Source organism: Colwellia sp. Arc7-D, from assembly GCF_003061515.1.
Classification (GTDB): Bacteria; Pseudomonadota; Gammaproteobacteria; order Enterobacterales; family Alteromonadaceae; genus Cognaticolwellia.
Genome location: NZ_CP028924.1, coordinates 1,403,394 through 1,423,956, shown reverse-complemented (window position 1 = coordinate 1,423,956; position 20,563 = coordinate 1,403,394). Strand labels below are relative to the sequence as shown.

Genomic DNA, 20,563 nt, shown 5'->3' with positions numbered 1-20,563 from the left:
GATGTTTTGCTGCGTTTGCATGGATGTGAACGCGCAGCCACATTAAACGCCCCTCCTCTTTATATACAAGATTTAAAGCAGAATTAACGCTAAACATACTTAGATATAATTCGAATAATTAACGAATAGCCCAAAACTTAATATTTTGTTCAGTCAAAAAATGTTCGGCTTGTTCGCCCTGCATTAATGCTAATGTCGCTAATATACCGGCCTGAATACACTGTGGAGCCACAACCGTAATAGAACGGGGTGCTTGTACAATTGGCCAGCCAGTTTTCGCATTTAATATGTGACTATAACGAATATTATCTTTTAGTAAGAATCGTTTAGCGTCTCCACTGGTGGCTAGTGCTCCTTGCATTAAGCTGACGACCATTGTTTTATGTTCTACAAACCCTGGGTGTTCAATACCCACCTGCCAAGGCACGTTTATATTACGGGGTTTATTTGCCGCTAAATCACCACCTAAATTGACTAAAACGGGAAGGTTGGTAAATTCGTTAGCAATAATCATCGCTCGATCAACCGCGTATTCTTTGCCAATTCCGCCAAAGTCTACTTCCATATTTGCCGGTAGTGTTATTTGTTGTTCATCGTAGCTCACTTTATCCCAGCCAATATTGACTAAGCTATGTGCTACCTGATCTGAACTTGGGACATTATTACTACCATCGAACTGCCAAACTTGACGTAACACGCCAGAGGTAATATCAAATAAACCTTCGCTGAGCTCATAGCAAGTATCAGCAAAGTTGAGTAATAAGTAGGTTTCTTGATCGATAGCTATAGGGATGCCAATACTATTATTAATAGCTGAGCAAACACTGCTTGGATTATAACGGGAGTATTTATCTTCGATTCGCCATACTTCATTAGCAATACGTTCGCCCAAGTTCAGCGCAAGTTGGTTATCACTATTGGCAATTAGCACTTCACAAGGACTAGCCATAGCGTCAAATGTAACGCTATGACCATCATCAGTTTTCAATAATTGAATACGCCTTTGCGATGATTTGTTCACACTATTTCCTAACGCTTAATCATTTAAAAGTTAACTATACCTACCAAGCACTTTAAAACGAATAGGTTACTTGTGCTATCACCGCATCAACACTTTCATATAAATCAACCTCGGCTAATGCATCGGGCGCTTTATGGCCAGCATCGGTAGGGTCTTGTCGATAATATTCCAACCTAAATGACAAGTCATTTCCGCCATTAAGCTTGGTACCATATTTTAATCCTATGGTGTATGCACTCATTTCGCCGATACGATAATCTGCACTGGCAAATTCAGGTATCGCGTTTGGCTCAATTAAAAACGGTTGGTAAAACTGGGCGGCACTTTGTTGATAAAAACGAAAGTGAGGCTCAATATAGCTAGAGCGAGATAATGGCATGCGAAGTTTTGAATCAATAGTATGCGAGTCAATTTTCCAGTCATCCCACATATAACGATACGACACATCAATAATATTTTTTTCAAAGTGATATTTTGTTTGTGCAAAAAGGCTCTGTTTTAATCGTGAGTCTGGGCGGTTTTCATAAACATAGTCTTGTGCGATGCCTGTATTATCAACCAAACTTAATACTTTAAAAGGGTCGGTTAAGTAGCCGCTAACCTTAGAGTAAGAATAATTAAACTGCGTGATCATTCGACGGTTAATGACTTGTGTAAACCCGATCATAATATCTGCGGTGGTTTTATTGTCGCTATCGGTTCTGCGAGTAAGATCAAAGTCAGCCTTTGTTCCACTATTACTCGCATTTTCGTTATTACCATAAGCCCTTGGCATTGATGCGAATGCTAATGGAATACCGCCCTCGGGCTCAAAAGTATCATGAAAGTAGCTTAATCCAACCGAGAACGTTGAGTTTTTCTGATTAAAGTCATAAGCCAGGTTGCCATTAATACCCAGTGATAAATAATCATACTCTTTCGAAAGGTGAACTCCGGCGCTACCCGTATAATTATCGGCTAAAGGCTGAGTCCATTGGGCATTAAACTGTACACGGGTGTCTTTGAAGGTGTCGTCTAGCGGTGTTTGATTGACTTGTGTTTGATAGCTGCCTTTACCTGATGGTCTAGTAAAAGTTTGAATATTAGGTTGAGCAGCAGCACCATTGGCTGATGCTCCCGTTAACACATCAACGGTAAGTTTAAGATTTAAAATTTCGTCATTTGCAAAGGTTTTTTGACCATTTAAAATAGCTTCGGCTGCTGAAACACGGTCGCTTTCACTATAGATTAAAAGTGCACTTTCAAAATCCCAAGCAGTATCTTGTGATGCTTTTTTGGCTGATGTTGTATTGTCTGCTGCGATAACAGTTTTAGGGATGGTGCCCAACAAAGCCGATGCTGCAAGCGTTAACGCGGCTTTGATATTAATGGGTCGCTTTTTTTTAATTAATTGCATCCACAACCCCCACCACCAAAGCTTTTACCCCACTTGAAGCTTCTTTACTGAAGTAGATATGATCGTCTAAGGCAGAGTCAATCGGTGAAGACGTTAATGCCATTTCACCTTTTGCTAACAAATCGCGTTCCCAAGGCTGTACGCCTAATGACGAGCACCCACTAACTAAAAAAATGTTGACTGCAAAAAGCATACATTTAACAGTATTCGAGGAAAAGCGAGGTAAAGAATCAATATAGCGAGAATTTTTTTCGGTTAGCATATTTATACTCCGACCCAATTAGATCTTAATTTAAGCCCTTTAATCATTATGCGCTTATTCTGAAAAAAACCTATTTTTTTATAAAATTTTATATTTTAATGATTAATCCTCAGCTAAGTTGCGTTATTATCCTTTTCAATCAACCTTCAGGCACTTAATACCTTGATAGATTTCACCTTGCTTAGCATTTTTATTCCTACATTTTTTATCGTGAGTATTACACCAGGTATGTGTATGACTTTAGCTATGAGCTTAGGTATTACTATTGGGGTGAGAAAGACTTTTTGGATGATGTATGGTGAGTTATTGGGTGTAGCAACGGTAGCCATTGCATCTGTTTTAGGTGTGGCAACGATAATGACAGCTGTGCCCCAGTTATTTCAAGGTTTTAAAATTTTAGGAGCGCTATATTTACTCTATGTAGGTATCAATATGTGGCGAGCCAAAGGTAAACTTGCCACTGACCCAAATCAACATCAACAATCAATTAAAAGGCGTAGTTTATTTCAACAAGGTTTTTTAACGGCTATTGCCAACCCTAAAGGTTGGGCGTTTATGATTTCGTTACTTCCCCCTTTTATTAGCCAAACTCTCCCATTAGTTCCCCAGTTGAGTATTTTAGTGGCAGTTATACTGATGTCTGAATTTATTTGTATGACTCTGTATGCCACGGGTGGAAAAACTATCGGCAAAGTATTAACTAAACGTAACAATGTACAATTACTGAATAAAATATCAGGTAGCTTAATGATATTAGTCGCTATTTGGTTAGCCACGAGTTAGTGGGTATTTGCAGTATTCATCAAACTTGAGTCTCGATACCATACCATTTACAAGTAATACTTAATTACCCTGAACAAGATGGTTATATTGATAACTCTACTTAGTAAGTGCGTATATATGATTTCAAATAAGGATGGCCTAAACGGTGTTAAATACGGTAACTCTGCACCGTAAACATTTTAGTTTGCTTTTTGTTTTCTTCAGTAATAAACGTTAACCAAATACGCCACTTCATTTGTGCTGCAGAGCAACTTCCTACCAACACTTCAGTTTGAAAAGCTTGTTTACTATTTTGCTTAATTTTCTCAGGTAACTGTGCTGATTTGCTGATTGCAGAAGTCGAACTTTCAGTTGCTTTATCAGCGATATCATTAGTTGATAACTGAGGTTCAAAAAATAACGGTATTTTCCCCATATACATGTCAACACCTTCAAGGTAGCCAGTAATACTTTTTAACCTGTCTTTGCCTTGATACTTAATCACCATGTTAAATGGCTGCTCCGCGACTATTTTATCAACATCGAATAAAACTTGAGCTTGAGCATCTATTAACTGAAATTCACATTGGCTTTGATCAACAATACATTGGGCAATTTTTGGTGAGGCATTGTCAGCGACTAAATTTGATTTATTCTCAGGACTACAGGCGATAAGTACCAGAGATAAAAATATTGTTATTAGCGTAAATAAAAAACATTGGGGATTTTTTTCAACAATATTCATAGAGGAAATAAAACAAAGGAATTTGTCCGCTATAATACACAATCATAAGGTTTATTTATTCATTTTTTCAGCCGTTGCTTTAGTGATTACAAATTTACGATAATTCTCTTTTGCATTCTTCAGTAACGGGCATTTCGACTAAAAAGCTAGAAACACTTTTAATTCGGTGATTAAAGCAATAACCCTGATGAATTTTGAATATTTATTTAAAAAAAAGTTGTACAAAATTACGCCATGATTTTAACCCGCAATTTCGCTAATTTATGCAAATTTTAACGCTAACCTTTTATAGATACAGCAATTAATCGAAAGTTGGTTTTCAACATACCGAACATTAATAATGAGAATGCAGGTTTTTTGTTGATTTAAATCAAGTTTTACGGTTGATTTATGGCATAGGCGAAAGGTAAAATCACATAGATTCTGAAACAACTCGTTTTTCGAGTGTGACATTTATCATGGCTTCTCAGCATTTTTCGTGAAAAAGACTCTTTTTTATACAAAACTGCAAAATCTAACCTAGTAACGGAACAATAAAATGACAACAACGCTTGATCATCCGTCATATAACTACAATGTGGTGCGTCAATTCACCGTAATGACTGTTATTTGGGGGATCGTTGGTACTCTTGTAGGTGTTCTTATTGCGGCGCAATTAATTTGGCCAGCACTAAATTTTGATACACCTTGGTTAACCTATTCTCGTCTTCGTCCGCTGCATACCAATGCGGTAATTTTTGCTTTTGGTACCAGTGCATTGTTTGCAACTTCGTATTATGTTGTGCAACGTACTTGTAAAACGACGCTTTTTGGTGGCAAATTAGCTGCCTTTACCTTTTGGGGTTGGCAAGCCGTTATTGTACTTGCCGTTATAACTTTACCCATGGGTTATACTTCGAGCAAAGAATACGCTGAATTAGAATGGCCAATTGATATTTTAATCGCCGTGGTCTGGATCTGTTACGCCATTGTGTTTTTTGGTACCTTGATCAAGCGTAAAACCTCTCATATTTATGTGGCAAACTGGTTCTTTGGTGGTTTCATTCTAACCGTTGCGGTATTGCATATTGGCAACAGTATGGTTATTCCAGTGTCTATGATGAAGTCATACTCCATATATCCTGGTGCGATTGATGCCATGATGCAGTGGTGGTATGGACATAATGCCGTAGGCTTTCTATTGACCGCTGGTTTCTTAGGTATGATGTACTATTTCGTACCAAAACAAGCTGAGCGCCCTGTTTACTCTTACCGTTTATCTATTGTTCATTTTTGGGCACTGATTTCATTATACATTTGGGCAGGCCCTCATCACTTACATTACACTGCACTGCCTGATTGGGCACAATCAGTTGGTATGGTTATGTCAATCGTACTATTCTTGCCTTCTTGGGGTGGGATGATCAACGGTATAATGACGCTTTCTGGCGCATGGCATAAGCTGCGTTATGATCCTATTCTTCGTTTCTTAATTGTTTCGTTGTCTTTCTACGGTATGTCGACATTTGAAGGTCCGATGATGGCAATTAAGTCGGTAAATGCTCTTTCGCATTATACTGACTGGACTATTGGTCATGTTCATTCTGGTGCACTAGGTTGGGTTGCTATGGTATCTATTGGTGCTATATACCACTTGATTCCAGTACTCTTTAACCAAGGTCGCATGTTCAGCGTACGTTTAATCAACGTGCATTTCTGGCTACATACATCTGGTGTTGTTTTATATATTGTCGCTATGTGGATTTCTGGCGTAATGCAAGGGTTAATGTGGCGTGCAGTTAATACTGACGGTACGTTAACTTACAGTTTTGTTGAAAGTTTAACGGCTTCTTACCCATTCTACTTTATGCGTTTTGTTGGTGGTGTATTAGTTGTATCAGGCTTCTTACTGATGGCTTACAACATGTTTAAAACAATTTATGCTAAAGACAATAGTCTTGAAGCAGTTAAAGTAGCTTAAGGAGCCAACGATGAAAAATAAACATGAAAAGTTTGAAAAAAATGTTGGCTTGTTTGCAATCTTTACTATCCTCGCCATAAGCGTTGGTGGTTTAGTTGAAATTACGCCACTTTTCTTTCAAAAAGCGACAAATACACCTGTAGATAATCTACGTCCTTATACACCATTAGAAATGGAAGGACGTGATATTTATATCCGTGAAAGTTGTAATGTTTGTCATAGCCAAATGATCCGTCCATTTCGTGCTGAAACAGAACGTTATGGTCATTACTCAGTGGCTGGTGAACAAGTATGGGAACATCCATTTTTATGGGGTTCAAAACGTACTGGCCCTGATTTAGCGCGTGTTGGCGGTCGTTATAGTGATGATTGGCATCGTGCGCATTTACTTGACCCACGTTCAGTGGTGCCAGAGTCAAATATGCCTTCATTTAAGTGGCTAGCTGAAAATACACTTGATGGCGAATTAACCGCTAAAAAGTTATCAACATTCAACTTTTTAACGCGTAATAGAAGCCACAAAGACGAGCAAGGTAATGCTATTCCTCTTTATTCTGAAACTGATATTTCTGGTGCAAAGAAAGCAGTTAAAGGTAAAACAGAAATGGATGCATTAATTGCATATTTACAGTCTCTTGGTCATGCGTTGAAATAATATGATGGATTACGGCACGCTTAGAGGGCTTATTGCCCTATTAATATTGGCATTATTTATAGTTATTGTGGTTTGGTCATATTCAAAAAAACGCAAATCATCTTTTGATGAAGCGGCAAATTCAATTTTTGAAGAAAAAACTGAAACTGAAATAAGCCACACTAACAAAAATAACAAGCAGGAGACTGATAATGTCTAGCTTCTGGACTATTTGGGTATCGGTTCTAACCCTTGGCACATTGATAGGTTGTTACTTACTATTACGCATGTGTTTAAAGAACTTTGCAGATGTTCCTGAAGGTGAGCCTACAGGACATGTTTTCGATGGCATTGAAGAACTAAACAACCCACTACCTAAATGGTGGAGTAATTTCTTTTTGTTAACCATCCTTTGGGGATTTTTCTACATCGCTGTATACGGTTTAGGTGGTTGGAAAGGTTTTTCTGGCTGGGAAAGTTCTAACCAAGGTATTTTGAATTTAGCTGAATCTAAAGAAAAATCGGCTTTAGCTAAAGAAAAAGGCTTGTTAGTACAATACGATCGTGAAGTTGCTGCTGCTGATGAAAAATATGGACCAATTTTTGATGCTTACGCAAAGCGTGAAATAGCCGATTTAGCAACAGCTAACGATGAAGAAGCAACTTCAGCACGTAAAGTTGGGCAACGGTTGTTTATACAAAACTGTTCGCAATGTCATGGCTCTGATGCTCGTGGCGCTACTGGTTTCCCTAACTTAACGGACCAAGACTGGTTATATGGTGGCTCACCAGAAATGATTAAAGCCACACTAATGCACGGTCGTAAAGCTAATGGCATGATGGCTTGGAGCGCAGCATTAGGCGGCGAGCAAGGCGTTAAAGAAGTAGCTGCTTTCGTTTTAAGCTTAAGTGGTCGTGAAGTTGATGCTAAAGCAGCAGAAGCAGGCAAAGTTAAATTTGCTATGTGTGCAGCTTGTCACGGTAGTGAAGGTAAAGGTAGTGATGCAATGGGTATTGCCCTTGGCGCTCCTAACTTAACCGATAATACTTGGCTATATGGCGGTTCTCAGCGTGCTGTTGAATATTCAATAGCTAACGGTCGTGCCGGTATAATGCCAGCGTGGGATAAAATCCTAGGTGAACAAAAAATTCATGTTATCAGTGCCTATGTTTATAGCTTATCGCAAGAGTAGTCGCTAAAAATCTCGTGATACTAAAACCTTGATGTTGCAAAGCACCAAGGTTTTTTTATGTTTATCTTTTCAGGGAAGTTTCTCTAATCACTTGTTATATTTAGAATTATAATTACTAAAAACTGGGTTGTTCCTTTAATAAATGCAATGTAAATAGACTTTGCAAGCTCAAGTTTCCTGCGGGTGAATTAACTTATACTGATGGATATTCATTAAGTTAAAGTTTGTTACATAACAGGTTTTTTAATAGTTACCACATAAGAAAAGTCGTATAATGTTCACTCTTTCAGCAAATAAGAAATTTTCATGAAAACATCTTGGTATCAAGAGCCTTGGGCTTGGTTAGTGTTTATATTACCTTTTACAGCCGTAGTTGCCGGTATTGCGACTTTTATTATAGCTAATAGCGATCCAGACCCTCTGGTTGTTGGCGACTATTATAAAAAAGGTAAAGCGATAAACCTAGAGTTAGGCAAAGTTAGACAAGCACAAAAACTCGGTATGAGTTTTGGTTTGAAACTTGTTGATGACCAATTGACTATTCGCCCGACAGGTATCGAAAAAACATTCCCACTATTGAATGTTAATTTTTATCACCCAACATTAGCCGACCGAGATTTTTATTTAGCATTAACGGCTGATGGCAATGGTGACTTTACGCATTTTTTTGAAGCTGAGCACAATGTTTCTGGTAAATGGCAAGTAACCATTAGTCCTTTTGAGAACCACTGGAAAATTCAAACCGTGCTCACCCTACCTCAATCTGACTTTATTGCGATAAAACCGGACCTGTCAGTAGCAAATTAATTAGCCTGTAGATTAGTGAGCATAAATTAATGAGCAAAGCTTGTTTTCATTGTGACGAACCCGTTCCCAAGGGTATTCATTTAATAACAAACATCGACAACATCGATCAACCTATGTGTTGCATAGGTTGCCAAGCTGTCGCACAAACGATTGTTGATAACAACCTAACCGATTTTTACCGCTTTCGTAGCGCACCAGCGCAAAAAGGTGAAGTATTAATACCTGAAAAACTTCAACGCAATGAAATACTTGACGATGTAAACTTACAAAATGAGTTTACTTATTATCATGATGGCTTCAAAGAAACCATTTTAACCATTGATGGCATAAGCTGCTCGGCTTGTGCATGGTTAATTGAAATGCAAGTGAGCAAGCTCGAAGGCGTTAATAAGATTAATGTGAACGCCACAACGCAACGAGCGACAGTGCAGTGGCAAGAAAGCCAAGTTAAATTAAGCGACATTCTCAGTTTAATCGATAAAATTGGTTATCATGGCTTGCCATTCAAGGCCAGTACCGCTGAAAAATTAAATAACAAACAAGCTAAAAACTTTATCAAACGCTTAGGTATCTCTGGCATTTTAATGATGCAAGTAATGATGATAGCTTTTGGTTTATATTTTGGTGCTTTTTCAGATATGACAGAACACAATGTCATGTATTTGCGTTGGGCAAGCTTTTTCTTAACTCTACCTATTGTCAGCTATGGCGCCTACCCTTTTTATAAAAGCGCATTTTTTGCTTTAAAAGCACGTCAACTCTCAATGGATGTGCCAGTATCTATTGCTATTTTATTGGCCTTTATGGCGAGTTGCTGGGCAACATTTACTCAGCAAGGCGAGGTGTATTTCGAATCTGTTTCTATGTTTACCTTTTTACTGCTTATTGGTAAATTTCTTGAATTTAGAGCCCGTAGTCGCGCCGCTGATGTTTCTGCAAATCTATTAAAATTAATGCCAATGACCGCAACGAAAGTTGAACACGGTATTGAACAATTTATTTCCGCGAATTACTTAAAAGCTGATGACATTATTTTAATAAAGCCAGGGGAAACTATCCCCGCAGATAGTGAAATAATTACCGGAACGAGCCAAATAAACGAAGCAATGTTGTCAGGTGAACAACTGCCCTTACAGAAAAAAGCATTAGACGCTATATTTGCAGGTACCATTAATGGCGATGGAAACCTAACCGCAAAAGTTAAACATAACAACCAAGAGTCTTTTTTAAGCCAATTAATTCGCTTGAGTGAAAATGCTCAAAGCCATAAGCCAAAGTTGGCGAAATTGTCAGATAAAATTGCCCAATACTTTGTTGCACTTATCTTAATGGTTTCAATTGCCACGGCAATATATTGGCTACAACACGCCCCTGAAGAAGCCTTTTGGATTACTTTATCTGTTCTCGTTGTAACTTGCCCTTGCGCATTGGCGTTAGCAACACCAACGGCGCTTACCTGTGCAACAACGAATCTAAATCGTGAAGGTATCATGATTAAATCAGCTCATGTGCTTGAAACCATGCCTGAAGTCGATGCGATATCTTTTGATAAAACAGGCACATTAACTACAGGTGAGTTCACGATTGTTGAAGTAAAAACTTATGGTGATTACTCAACTGATAGTACGTCAGAAGGTAAACAACAGGTGCTTGCTATTGCCGCGGCGCTAGAGGCACACTCAGCTCATCTGTTAGCAAAAGCCTTTAGACCATTTCGTGATTTTAACCAAACAACTACCCAAGTTGTTGTGGCTCCCGGCGCGGGTATCTCAGGTGAAGTAAATCACCAGCACTATCGTATCGGCAAAAGTTCGTGGTTATTAAACGATGACAAACAGGCATGTTTTAGTGCTCAGTGCGTACTAATGCAAGATGAAACATTAATCGCTGAATTTTATTTGCATGATGGCTTACGTGATGACGCGAAGCCTTTAATTGATTTTCTACATCAACAAAGTATTGAAACGAGCATGTTATCCGGCGATCACCTCCAAGGCTGCAATAAATTACAATCAATATTGCAACTAAGTAATGTGCAAGCAAACTTGTCAGCGCAAGATAAAGTTAACGCCATAAAGCATCAACAAGCTTCGAATACTGTTGCTATGGTAGGCGATGGGGTAAACGACAGCCCAGTATTAGGCGCCGCTCATTTATCGATTGCCATGGGCAGTGGTACTGATATTGCTAAAAATGGCGCAGATGTCATATTATTAAACAATAAGCTTAAAGGCGTACAAACATTGCGAGAGGTTGCCATTCGAACAACGCGCGTTATAAAGCAAAATTACCTTTGGGCTTTTGGATACAATGCCGTTGTATTGCCATTAGCCGTAACAGGGCATATAGCGCCTTACATGGCAGTAATTGGCATGTCGGCCAGCTCAATATTAGTCGTAACAAATTCATTAAGGCTGCTAAAAAAATGAGCATAATCTACGTATTAATTCCCATTGCTGTATTACTCACCTCTATTGGCATATATCTGTTTTTTTGGGCAGTAAAAACTGAGCAATTTGATGATTTAGAAAAACAGGGTATGAGCATTTTATTTGATGATGAAAATGACAATATCAGTCGCAATAAAAACAACAATAGTAAATTAAAAGACAGTGAATTAAGCGAAAGCGACGAGCAACCAAAACAAGCAGCAAAATCATCTCATGACGCTTGATTTTTTTTCCGCATTTGTAATTGGTTTACTAGGCTCTGGCCATTGTATTGTAATGTGTGGCGGTATTAGCACCATGTTAACCACGACCATATCTGACCATGCTCGCCATAAAAAAATGGCGATTATATTTGCCTATAATTTTGGCCGAATCGCGTCTTACAGCTTAATTGGCGCCTTGGTAGCATTCACCAGTTCAATGGCGGCTAAAAACATTGGTTTTCCTGTTATTATTTTAAAAACGATTGCAGGTGTGTTTCTAATTCTACTAGGTTTGTATCTAGGACAATGGTTAATGTGGTTAAGCCGCATAGAGTATTTAGGTAAAAACATTTGGCGCTACATCTCACCTTATACTAAAAAATTCATGCCCATTAAAAACATACAGAGTGCATTGGCGTTAGGAGCACTTTGGGGCTGGTTACCCTGTGGCTTAGTTTATTCTACGTTAACGTGGTCATTAGCAAGCGCCGATGTTTTAAATGGCGCTTTGATCATGTTTTTCTTTGGTCTTGGTACTTTACCTGCGCTGCTGTCAGTATCACTCGGCACTTTCAGTGTGAAGTCTTTATTAACTCAGCCCGTTTTTAGAAAACTAGCCGCCATTTTGGTGATTTCATACGGCATTTACTCTATACTAATAGCATATAGCTAACGCATCTAATATGGTGTTCAGCATGGAAGTTTTTATAGGCTGTTATGAATAATAAATCGTGTACCGATCAGCAACATATTCACTGTCAAAACTGTAGCATTAGTGAGTTATGCTTGCCATTTTCGCTTAATAATCAAGAGCTAGAGACTCTAGATAACATTATTGATCGTAAGCTCCCTATTCAAAAAGGAGAGCAGATTTTTAATGATGGTCAGCCTATGCAGGCGCTTTACGCGATTCGTTCAGGCACATTCAAAACCTATACCATCAACAAACAAGGCGAAGAACAAATTACCGGTTTTCATTTAGCAGGTGATTTACTTGGCTTTGATGCCATTGCTAATGCAGAGCACCCAAGTTTTGCTAAAGCATTGGAAACCTCAATGGTTTGTGAAATTCCTTATAATACACTCGATCATTTATCTAACAGCATGCCTAAGTTAAAAAAACAGATTTTGCGCATGATGAGCACTGAAATTCGTGAAGACCATGAAATGCTAATGTTGCTTAATCGTAAAAATGCAGAGCAACGCCTAGCCACGTTTTTTAGTACCTTAAGCAGTCGATATAATGCCCGTGGTTTATCAGCCTCTGAATTTCGCTTATCTATGACGCGCAGCGATATTGGTAACTATATTGGTTTAACGGTTGAAACAATAAGCCGACTCCTTAATCGCTTTGATAAAAATGGTTTAATTGCTGTTAATGGCAAACTGATTACCATTGTAAATATTGAAAAATTAAATGAGTGTGCTGGACTTTAAGATAAATTTTATCAGCCCTTTTTCATACTTTCTTATTCAACAGTTTAACGCTATGATTAATATAAAATAGCTTATATAAAAGATAATAATTTGATTTAAAACAACTATTATTATTACAAAATAAGTTATTGTTATTATATAAAGTAAATAAATTAACTGTTTAGTTTGGCCTAATACCCACAGGCAAAGATAAGGAATTAGCTATGGAAAAGTATCAAAAAATACTCGCTATTGTTGACCCCACAACAGAAGATCAAAAAGCGGTAAAACGAGCATTAGAATTAGCGCGAAAAACTGGCGCAAGTATTACCGCATTTTTGACCATATATGACTTTTCTTATGAGATGACCACTATGCTTTCAGGCGACGAGCGTGAAGCAATGTGTAAATCTGTTATAAATGATCGTACTCAATGGTTGCAGTCTTTACTTGCTGAACTCGATGTAACTGATATCACCATTGATTGTAAAGTTATCTGGCATAATCGTCCTTTCGAGCAAATAATTGCACAAGTTATTGATCATGATTACGACATAGTCATTAAAGGCACACATCAACACGACAAATTTAAATCAGTAATATTTACCCCTACTGATTGGCACATTTTACGCAAATGTCCCTGCCCTGTTTTGCTAGTGAAAGAGCATTTATGGCCAGAAAATGGCAATATTGTTGCTGCATTGAATATTGGCAGCGAAGAAGAAGAGCATAAAGCGCTTAATGATAAAATTACGGCAGAAGCAAAACAGCTAGCTAAAGTTATGAAAGCAAACCTACATTTGGTTAATTCTTTCCCTGGTACGCCGGTAAATATTGCGATAGAAATTCCAGAGTTTGATGCCAATGATTACAACCTCGCCATGTTAAAACATCATGAAGAAGCGATGTTAGAACATGCAACTGCGTTTAATATTACTAAAGAATACACTCATATTAAAGAAGGCTTACCTGAAGATATTATACAAAGTGTCGCCGAAGCCTTAGACGCAGAACTGGTTATTTTAGGCACCATTGGACGTACAGGTTTATCTGCAGCGCTAATTGGCAATACAGCAGAACATGTAATTGATAGACTAAACTGTGATGTACTTGCGTTAAAGCCTGAGGGTTACGTTTCACCCTTGGACGTTAAATAAAATCTTTATTACGTAAAATACAGCTAAAAGAGCGTCACTGATTGATAGAAATATTATTAAGGTGACGCTTTAATAAAACGCTAAAACTTCTCCCTAGCTTAACTACAATAAATTACAGGTAATTACTCAAGCTAATTTCCAACGATCTTCTCTTCACAATTGTTATAAGTTTGTCTTCAAATATTTATTACGCTATACATATCATTTATAGATCATCATCAGGACTTTATCATTGAAGATAAAACAACCGCTTAGACTTATACCTTATTACATTAGCACGGTGATACTCCTGCCCTTATTACTTTTACAAGCGATATGGGTGCGTTTTAGCATGATAAAACTCCCAGAAGCATTAGGTGAACGCTCAGGCTCTACAGGTAATGGCAGTCCAATTAGTTTATTGATAATTGGTGATTCGGCTACAGCAGGTGTTGGTACACACGAACAAAAAAATGCATTGTCAGGCCAGTTATCAAACAACCTTGCTATTAACAATCAAGTAAACTGGCAATTAGTAGCGAGTACGGGCCTAACTTCAACACAGTTAATCAATGAAATTGAAAAGTTAGAAACACAAACGTTTGACTTTATTTTGGTATCTATTGGTGTAAATGATGTAACAGGCCTCACAAAAGAAAGTCTCTGGGTTAGTAATATAGAGGCTATTGTAAGCTTATGTAGCACCAAATTTGGTACTCCAAAAGTGTTGTTGACAGCACTTCCTCCGATGCATTTATTTACCGGCATTATGCAACCATTAAGATGGTGGCTAGGAGTACGCGCAAAAAGACTAAATACCTTAATGATGCAAACCACAGCAAATTATAGCCAATGTTGCGTCCTAACAATTGACATACCTTTTACGTCTGAATATTTAGCTCAAGATGGCTTTCACCCGTCAGCACTTGCTTATGGTGTTTGGGCAGAACAAGCCGCGACGGCATTAAAACTATCAACTTAAAATAGATAAATAAATTCACTAAGTTCAACTTTGTTCATGTAGTTACTTCGGCTATACTACGCGGCAATATTTACTAGGAATTTATTATGAGCGCAGTTTTAAAATCGGCCTTATCTCCAAGCCAAAACACACAATTAGAAAAGCTTGAAAAACGCTTACGACGTCATGTTGGCCAAGCGATTGCCCAATACAATATGATTGAAGACGGCGATAAAATTATGGTGTGTGTTTCTGGTGGCAAAGATAGTTATGCCATGCTCGAAATATTAATGCGCTTAAAAGAATCTGCTCCTATTCACTTTGACTTAATTGCCGTTAACCTTGATCAAAAACAACCCGGTTTTCCAGAGCATATTTTACCAAATTACCTTGAGTCGATAGGTGTCGCTTACCAAATTGTTGAAGAAGACACTTACGCCATTGTTAAAGAAAAAATTCCTGAAGGCAAAACTACATGTAGCTTATGCTCTCGTTTACGCCGAGCATTGTTGTATAAAGCGGCTAAAGCATTAGGAGCAACTAAAGTTGCACTTGGTCATCATCGCGACGACATGGTCGAAACATTGATGCTCAATATGTTTTACGGTGGCAAGCTCAAATCAATGCCCGCAAAACTTGTTTCTGACAATGGCGAGCACGTGGTTATTCGCCCATTAGCATTTTGTAAAGAGCAAGAACTTATTCAGTATGCTGCCCTAAAGCAATTCCCTATTATTCCTTGTAACTTATGTGGTTCACAACCTAACTTACAGCGTCAGAACATTAAGGCAATGCTACAAGATTGGGATAAAAATCACCCAGGGCGTATTGAGTCTATGTTTACGGCGATTAAAAATGTAGTGCCTTCACATTTATGTGACAGCGAACTTTTTGACTTTAAAGGTATTAACGCAAACTCTGGAATTATTGATGGTGGTGATACCGCTTTTGATCAAGAGACATTTGTACAAGCTGCGCCTGAAAGTAACGCTGTTAACATTCATCAAGCCGATTTATTGAAAGTAACAGAGATAAAATAATATTATTGAAATTTTTCAATGAGTAAACTCTATTTAACGTTAGCTTATAAAGTGTAACGTTTTACTGGGCTTATTATTGGCTAGCGGTTCAATGTTGGCGAATTTTTCAGGTTTAGGTTTAGGTTTAGGTTTAGGTTTAGGTTTAGAGTAGATTATTTTGCAGTTTTGCCGTTCAGCCTAGTGTTGACTTAGAACGGCAGAGCCACTAAAGATTATTTATTTGCAAGATCAAAGTATGGTCGATTATGTCTGATCATCTCAGTGAGTTCTAAGACATAATCTGCACCACGTTCAGAGTAAGCGGTTAAGCCTGTCGCTAATATTTCTGGTGCCAAAGGTTGGTTTTGATCCCGTAATTGGCCTCGAATAAGCCTAAATACGTTATAAGCGCGATGCGTATTAATGTTATGTAAATAGCGCTCAACGCCTTGTTTTACAGAACTGTAAGCAGCTACTTCATGATCCGCACCTGAATTACGACTACTTGGCACCATGCCACAGCCCTCGCTATAACACCAAACACCGAAAAAATTCAAACCTATTCGAGCGAACCGAGATGTCCCCCAAGCTGACTCATTTGCCGCTTGCACTAAAACAAGTGCTTGCGGAATAACGTCTACTTTAAGCTGTAATTCATAGAGCTGTTTTAACAGTGAGAATTTTTTACTGACTTTATATTGCGTAATTAACTTTGCAACTAACGCTTCATCTTCGAGACTAAAAGGTTGCTCTAAGGTCAGCTGCTCAATTAAGCGTTCTACTTCAACACGCTTAGCAAGTATCTTTTTATTTTCAGCCGCTACCGCTGGTTTAATAAAAGCAAAAAATTTTCGTTTTTTCTCTTTTACATCTCGAATTTTGGCAAAGTTTGGTAAGTTAACGTCGTGAAGCGGCTGTTCTATCTTTTTAGCCACTTTTTTAAACGTTTTTTTAGATACTGTCTGTTCAACGGTTTCACTAGCTTCTTCTACCTTTAAAAAAGTGAATGGCGCGACTAAACCAATAACTAATAGGGCTAAAAATATAAAGCCGAAAATATTTTGCTTATTAATTTTTCTCAAAATCATGATTCCTTACGCAATATTGATAAGTGCTAAGCATTGTATAAATCTTACCAAACTTTATTCATTAAGCAGAAAATGTGTCATTTATTGTATTACCTTGTTCGGTATTAGCTTGCATTTGCAAACCAAATATTTCCCGATATAAAATTCCTTTTACATTGTAAAAAAGCGGCGCTAAATAAGCCAAACAGAAAAGGAAAAATGCGATTGCAATAAAGCCTAATTCTGAAGCACTAGTAGCGGCAACAGGTAAAGCAGCAACCAAAACTGCTAACGCTAAAATCAAGTAAAGTGAAAATATTTTAAACCATTGAAAGCGAGTAGCTTGAATGCTGACCGAAATCGCTTTTATCGGTGACATTTTCTTTTCTACCACTAAAGGGAGAACTAATGACAGGGCTACAGCTAAAAATATACCCGGTAAATAGAATAATGTTAAACCTATAGTAACTAAAGTCGAGGTAAGCAAAGCACTAACCGCAACCCAGCTACCACGCTTTAAAAAGCCAAAAATCAATTTAGGTTGAGTTTTTAGACCAACTGAATGGAAAACGCCCATCATTTCAACACCGACAATAAAGGGGTATACCACTAGTGTAACGATAATATTAAGTAACGTGGCTGATTGTTGGTCTTGAATGGCTACTTCAATGCCACCAAGCTGGCTGCTGACCAAAATTGAAACGACCATCCCTATGATTAAACAAGTTAATAGCCCTAAATTAATCGACATGCGCGACTTTAAGGTTAATTGCCACCCTTCTTTCAATATAGCCGCTACATCAAGTGAATATTCGCCTTTAACGGCTTCTTCAACACTACCACCAACTTTTACAACAGGAAGTTTTTCCACAAAAAATATACCTAATGAGAAAGCGCATAAAAACGCTTATTTATCTGAATTGCTGCCAGTATATCGTAATTCAAAGCGCTGTGTGAATAAGCAAAGTAAAGTTATTAAAAACTCAGAAGTATTTTTAATCTTGTTTAATTTTTTTTAATAAGCTTTGAAAATAATCAGCGCCTTTTTTTTGCGCTAAGGCGATATTATTATCAGGAATAGCTTCTGGATTTTTATATACACTTAACACTTTTTCCATGCTTTTTTCACGGATTAAATGCAATGTAGGATATGGAGAGCGATTAGTAAAATTGCCTGCATCATCGTATTCAGCGTCAGCAAAGCAATATTCAGGATGAAAAGTCGCTATTTGAAATATGCCTTCAAAACCATGTTCGACAATCAATTCATTGCTATCATCAACCAAATCTAGAAAACGATTGAAATCTCTAAAGCCTTGATTATAAATCAACAAGCTTGTTTCAATTTCAGGGTTATCACTTAAGAAGTGACACTGCGCTAAAAGCTCAACTAAAGCAGGCTTTAACTGAGCTTTATCGCTAGCATGATAATGAATAGTTTGATTAACAAACTCTTTTTTGGCGAATGGGCAGAAATTTAGCCCGATGATCACCTGCTCTAACCATTGCTTGGTTTGTTCAATTTCATCTATCTGGGTCATCGCAATTTACTCTATCTTTTGCTATTTTAATTTTAAGTACAGGAATTAACTGCAAGTTTTGCTATCGAGCATGATCAATGGTTATTACTTTGTTGTAATTGCCACATATTAAAATAATGGCCTTTATTAGCGATTAAAGATTGATGTGTGCCCTGCTCTATAATTTCACCTTGCTGCATCACAATAATATGATTGGCATCAACAATGGTCGATAAACGATGAGCAATGACTAAACTGGTTCTATGCTCGGCGACTTCTTTAATTGCCGTTAATATTGCTTGTTCTGACTGACTATCCAATGATGATGTTGCTTCGTCAAATATTAAAATCTTCGGATTTTTTAAAATAGTACGTGCAATAGCAACCCGTTGTTTTTCACCACCTGAAAGCTTTAAACCGCGTTCTCCGACTATGGTTTCCATGCCATCAGGCAACCTTGAGACAAAATCAGATAAATGTGCCATTTTAAAGGCTTTGTTTACTTTATCTTTGCTGGCTTTTGGTGCTCCGTATTGCACATTTTCAAAAAGCGTATCATTAAACAACACCGTGTCTTGCGGCACTATACCGATATTTTTTCGTAATGAATGTTGTGTAACCTCACGAATATTTTGTGCATCAATGGTTATTTTGCCGCTGTCACAATCGTAAAATCGAAATAATAATTTCACTAATGTCGACTTTCCTGAGCCGCTTTCTCCCACAACCGCCACTTTTTGCCCAGACTTTATCGTGAATGATACATTTTTGATAATAGGTCGCTTAGCGTTATAAGCAAACGAGACATTTTCAAATTTAATTTCTGCTGCAGACAAGTTTAAAATATCGGCATTTTCGCTGTCTTCTACTTTAGGTTTTCTTAGCATCAATTCAAACATTTGTTCAATATTAGCCAATGACCCTTTAATTTCTCGATAGACAAAACCTAAAAAGTTTAGTGGAATAAATAGCTGCATCATAAAGGCATTGATCAAAACGAAATCACCTAAAGTCATTTTCTCATAAGTCACTTGATAAGCCGCTAAAGCTAACATTGCGGTCATAGCGCAAGAAATGATCAGCGCTTGACCACCATTTAAGGCAAATAAAGATAAGCGGTTCTTCATTTTCGCCTGTTCCCAGTCAGCGAGTTGGCTGTCATACGCTTTTGCTTCAAAGTCTTCGTTGGTAAAGTATTTAACGGTCTCATAATTTAATAAGCTGTCGATTGCGCGTGTATTACTTGATGAATCAGCTTTATTTGCTTCTCGTATAAAGCGTGTTCGCCAATCCGTTGCGTAAACAGAGTAAGCGACATAGAGCACAATGGAAGATAACGTGATGAGCGCAAACCAAATGCCGTAGTTGAAGAATAAAATTCCCACCACCATCGTTATTTCGATTAGGGTTGGAATAATATTAAAGATCATAAAACGCATTAAAAAATTAATGCCCGTTGTACCGCGATCAATATCACGTGATAAACCACCCGTTTGGCGATTTAAATGAAAGTCTAAATCTAATTTATGCAGGTGTTGAAACACTTTCAAACCAATTCGTCGAATCGCACGTTCAGTAACGCGACCAAATAAGGTATCGCGGATTTCAGCAAAAAGTACAATCGTTAACCTTACGAGTCCGTATGCTCCAACCAATGCAAAAGGAACGATATAAATACGATTATCTTGCTGTTTATCTAATATATCGACAATATCTTTAAGAATAAAAGGTAGGTAAACACTGGCAACTTTTGTTAATACTAAGCAGGCTAAGGCAAAAAATATACGCGCTTTAAATTCAAATAAATAAGGCAGTAACAATTTAACTACATGCCAATTAAAGGTGGTGACTTCTTGCTCGCTTTGATGAGAGGATCTACGCATTATGTTGGCTAATTTCCAAGTGTACTTAAGTTGAATAAACTGTTTTACATCGCACTATATTAACATCGATAGAGTCGCAATGGTTTAAAACCTGACTGTTGAATTTACATTTTAATAGCAATGAACTT

The 20,563-nt window shown here is 37.7% G+C and carries 20 protein-coding genes and 1 pseudogene; 13 read left to right on the top strand and 8 right to left on the bottom strand.

Annotated elements, in window-relative coordinates:
- Positions 1 to 118: 118 nt before the first annotated feature.
- The 3 genes and pseudogenes from DBO93_RS06210 to DBO93_RS06200 all read right to left on the bottom strand — a co-directional run bounded on the left by DBO93_RS06210 (position 119) and on the right by DBO93_RS06200 (position 2,610).
- Positions 119 to 1,021, bottom strand: coding sequence for an FAD:protein FMN transferase (locus tag DBO93_RS06210; protein ID WP_239059130.1), 903 nt, complete (start codon positions 1,019 to 1,021; stop codon positions 119 to 121).
- A 52-nt stretch (positions 1,022 to 1,073) separates the two neighbouring features.
- A complete protein-coding gene (locus DBO93_RS06205) occupies positions 1,074 to 2,417 on the bottom strand; it encodes a DUF3570 domain-containing protein (RefSeq protein WP_108455540.1) in 1,344 nt (447 codons plus the stop codon).
- Positions 2,408 to 2,610: pseudogene (locus tag DBO93_RS06200) on the bottom strand (DUF4266 domain-containing protein). The gene DBO93_RS06205 and the pseudogene DBO93_RS06200 overlap by 10 nt, the downstream one beginning before the upstream one ends.
- 231 nt (positions 2,611 to 2,841) lie before the next feature.
- Here DBO93_RS06200 and DBO93_RS06195 point away from each other — a divergent pair.
- Positions 2,842 to 3,462: a LysE family translocator gene (locus tag DBO93_RS06195; protein WP_108455539.1), complete on the top strand. Its 621-nt coding sequence runs from the start codon at positions 2,842 to 2,844 to the stop codon at positions 3,460 to 3,462.
- A 148-nt stretch (positions 3,463 to 3,610) separates the two neighbouring features.
- On the opposite strand, the gene DBO93_RS06190 is transcribed toward DBO93_RS06195, so the two are convergent.
- Positions 3,611 to 4,186 (bottom strand): hypothetical protein, encoded by a 576-nt coding sequence (locus DBO93_RS06190; protein ID WP_108455538.1) that lies wholly within the window; start codon positions 4,184 to 4,186, stop codon positions 3,611 to 3,613.
- Positions 4,187 to 4,724: 538 nt separating this feature from the next.
- Here DBO93_RS06190 and ccoN point away from each other — a divergent pair.
- From ccoN to ttcA, 12 genes are all read left to right on the top strand, one after another.
- Positions 4,725 to 6,146 carry a cytochrome-c oxidase, cbb3-type subunit I gene (ccoN, locus tag DBO93_RS06185; protein WP_108455537.1) on the top strand — a complete coding sequence of 474 codons (1,422 nt, stop codon included), beginning with the start codon at positions 4,725 to 4,727 and terminating at the stop codon, positions 6,144 to 6,146.
- Positions 6,147 to 6,156: 10 nt separating this feature from the next.
- Positions 6,157 to 6,801: a cytochrome-c oxidase, cbb3-type subunit II gene (gene ccoO / locus DBO93_RS06180; protein ID WP_108455536.1), complete on the top strand. Its 645-nt coding sequence runs from the start codon at positions 6,157 to 6,159 to the stop codon at positions 6,799 to 6,801.
- A gap of 4 nt (positions 6,802 to 6,805) precedes the next feature.
- Positions 6,806 to 7,000 carry a cbb3-type cytochrome c oxidase subunit 3 gene (locus DBO93_RS06175; protein ID WP_108457769.1) on the top strand — a complete coding sequence of 65 codons (195 nt, stop codon included), beginning with the start codon at positions 6,806 to 6,808 and terminating at the stop codon, positions 6,998 to 7,000.
- Positions 6,993 to 7,973: a cytochrome-c oxidase, cbb3-type subunit III gene (gene ccoP, locus DBO93_RS06170; protein ID WP_108455535.1), complete on the top strand. Its 981-nt coding sequence runs from the start codon at positions 6,993 to 6,995 to the stop codon at positions 7,971 to 7,973. Before DBO93_RS06175 ends, ccoP begins: the two co-directional genes overlap by 8 nt.
- 306 nt (positions 7,974 to 8,279) lie before the next feature.
- Positions 8,280 to 8,780 (top strand): FixH family protein, encoded by a 501-nt coding sequence (locus DBO93_RS06165; protein ID WP_108455534.1) that lies wholly within the window; start codon positions 8,280 to 8,282, stop codon positions 8,778 to 8,780.
- Between the two features lie 29 nt (positions 8,781 to 8,809).
- Complete coding sequence (locus DBO93_RS06160) at positions 8,810 to 11,209, top strand: heavy metal translocating P-type ATPase (protein ID WP_108455533.1); 2,400 nt, start codon at positions 8,810 to 8,812, stop codon at positions 11,207 to 11,209.
- Positions 11,206 to 11,454 (top strand): cbb3-type cytochrome oxidase assembly protein CcoS, encoded by a 249-nt coding sequence (gene ccoS / locus DBO93_RS06155; RefSeq protein WP_108455532.1) that lies wholly within the window; start codon positions 11,206 to 11,208, stop codon positions 11,452 to 11,454. Before DBO93_RS06160 ends, ccoS begins: the two co-directional genes overlap by 4 nt.
- A complete protein-coding gene (locus DBO93_RS06150; protein WP_108455531.1) occupies positions 11,444 to 12,106 on the top strand; it encodes a sulfite exporter TauE/SafE family protein in 663 nt (220 codons plus the stop codon). The genes ccoS and DBO93_RS06150 overlap by 11 nt, the downstream gene beginning before the upstream one ends.
- Before the next feature lie 44 nt (positions 12,107 to 12,150).
- Positions 12,151 to 12,870 (top strand): fumarate/nitrate reduction transcriptional regulator Fnr, encoded by a 720-nt coding sequence (gene fnr / locus DBO93_RS06145; protein WP_108455530.1) that lies wholly within the window; start codon positions 12,151 to 12,153, stop codon positions 12,868 to 12,870.
- Positions 12,871 to 13,073: 203 nt separating this feature from the next.
- Positions 13,074 to 14,006: a universal stress protein UspE gene (gene uspE, locus DBO93_RS06140; protein WP_108455529.1), complete on the top strand. Its 933-nt coding sequence runs from the start codon at positions 13,074 to 13,076 to the stop codon at positions 14,004 to 14,006.
- Positions 14,007 to 14,337: 331 nt separating this feature from the next.
- Positions 14,338 to 14,967: an SGNH/GDSL hydrolase family protein gene (locus DBO93_RS06135; RefSeq protein ID WP_108455528.1), complete on the top strand. Its 630-nt coding sequence runs from the start codon at positions 14,338 to 14,340 to the stop codon at positions 14,965 to 14,967.
- 86 nt (positions 14,968 to 15,053) lie between these two features.
- Positions 15,054 to 15,986 (top strand): tRNA 2-thiocytidine(32) synthetase TtcA, encoded by a 933-nt coding sequence (gene ttcA / locus DBO93_RS06130; protein ID WP_108455527.1) that lies wholly within the window; start codon positions 15,054 to 15,056, stop codon positions 15,984 to 15,986.
- A 212-nt stretch (positions 15,987 to 16,198) separates the two neighbouring features.
- Here ttcA and DBO93_RS06125 read toward each other — a convergent pair whose 3' ends face one another.
- The 4 genes from DBO93_RS06125 to DBO93_RS06110 all read right to left on the bottom strand — a co-directional run bounded on the left by DBO93_RS06125 (position 16,199) and on the right by DBO93_RS06110 (position 20,435).
- Positions 16,199 to 17,047 (bottom strand): glucosaminidase domain-containing protein, encoded by an 849-nt coding sequence (locus DBO93_RS06125; RefSeq protein WP_239059129.1) that lies wholly within the window; start codon positions 17,045 to 17,047, stop codon positions 16,199 to 16,201.
- A 67-nt stretch (positions 17,048 to 17,114) separates the two neighbouring features.
- The gene (locus DBO93_RS06120; protein ID WP_108455525.1) at positions 17,115 to 17,903 is read right to left on the bottom strand and encodes a hypothetical protein; all 789 of its coding nucleotides are present in this window, start codon (positions 17,901 to 17,903) and stop codon (positions 17,115 to 17,117) included.
- Positions 17,904 to 18,027: 124 nt separating this feature from the next.
- Positions 18,028 to 18,573 carry a DUF1415 domain-containing protein gene (locus DBO93_RS06115; protein WP_108455524.1) on the bottom strand — a complete coding sequence of 182 codons (546 nt, stop codon included), beginning with the start codon at positions 18,571 to 18,573 and terminating at the stop codon, positions 18,028 to 18,030.
- A gap of 74 nt (positions 18,574 to 18,647) precedes the next feature.
- Entirely contained in the window at positions 18,648 to 20,435 is a 1,788-nt protein-coding gene (locus DBO93_RS06110) for an ABC transporter ATP-binding protein/permease (RefSeq protein WP_108455523.1), read from the bottom strand.
- Between the last annotated feature and the right edge of the window lie 128 nt (positions 20,436 to 20,563).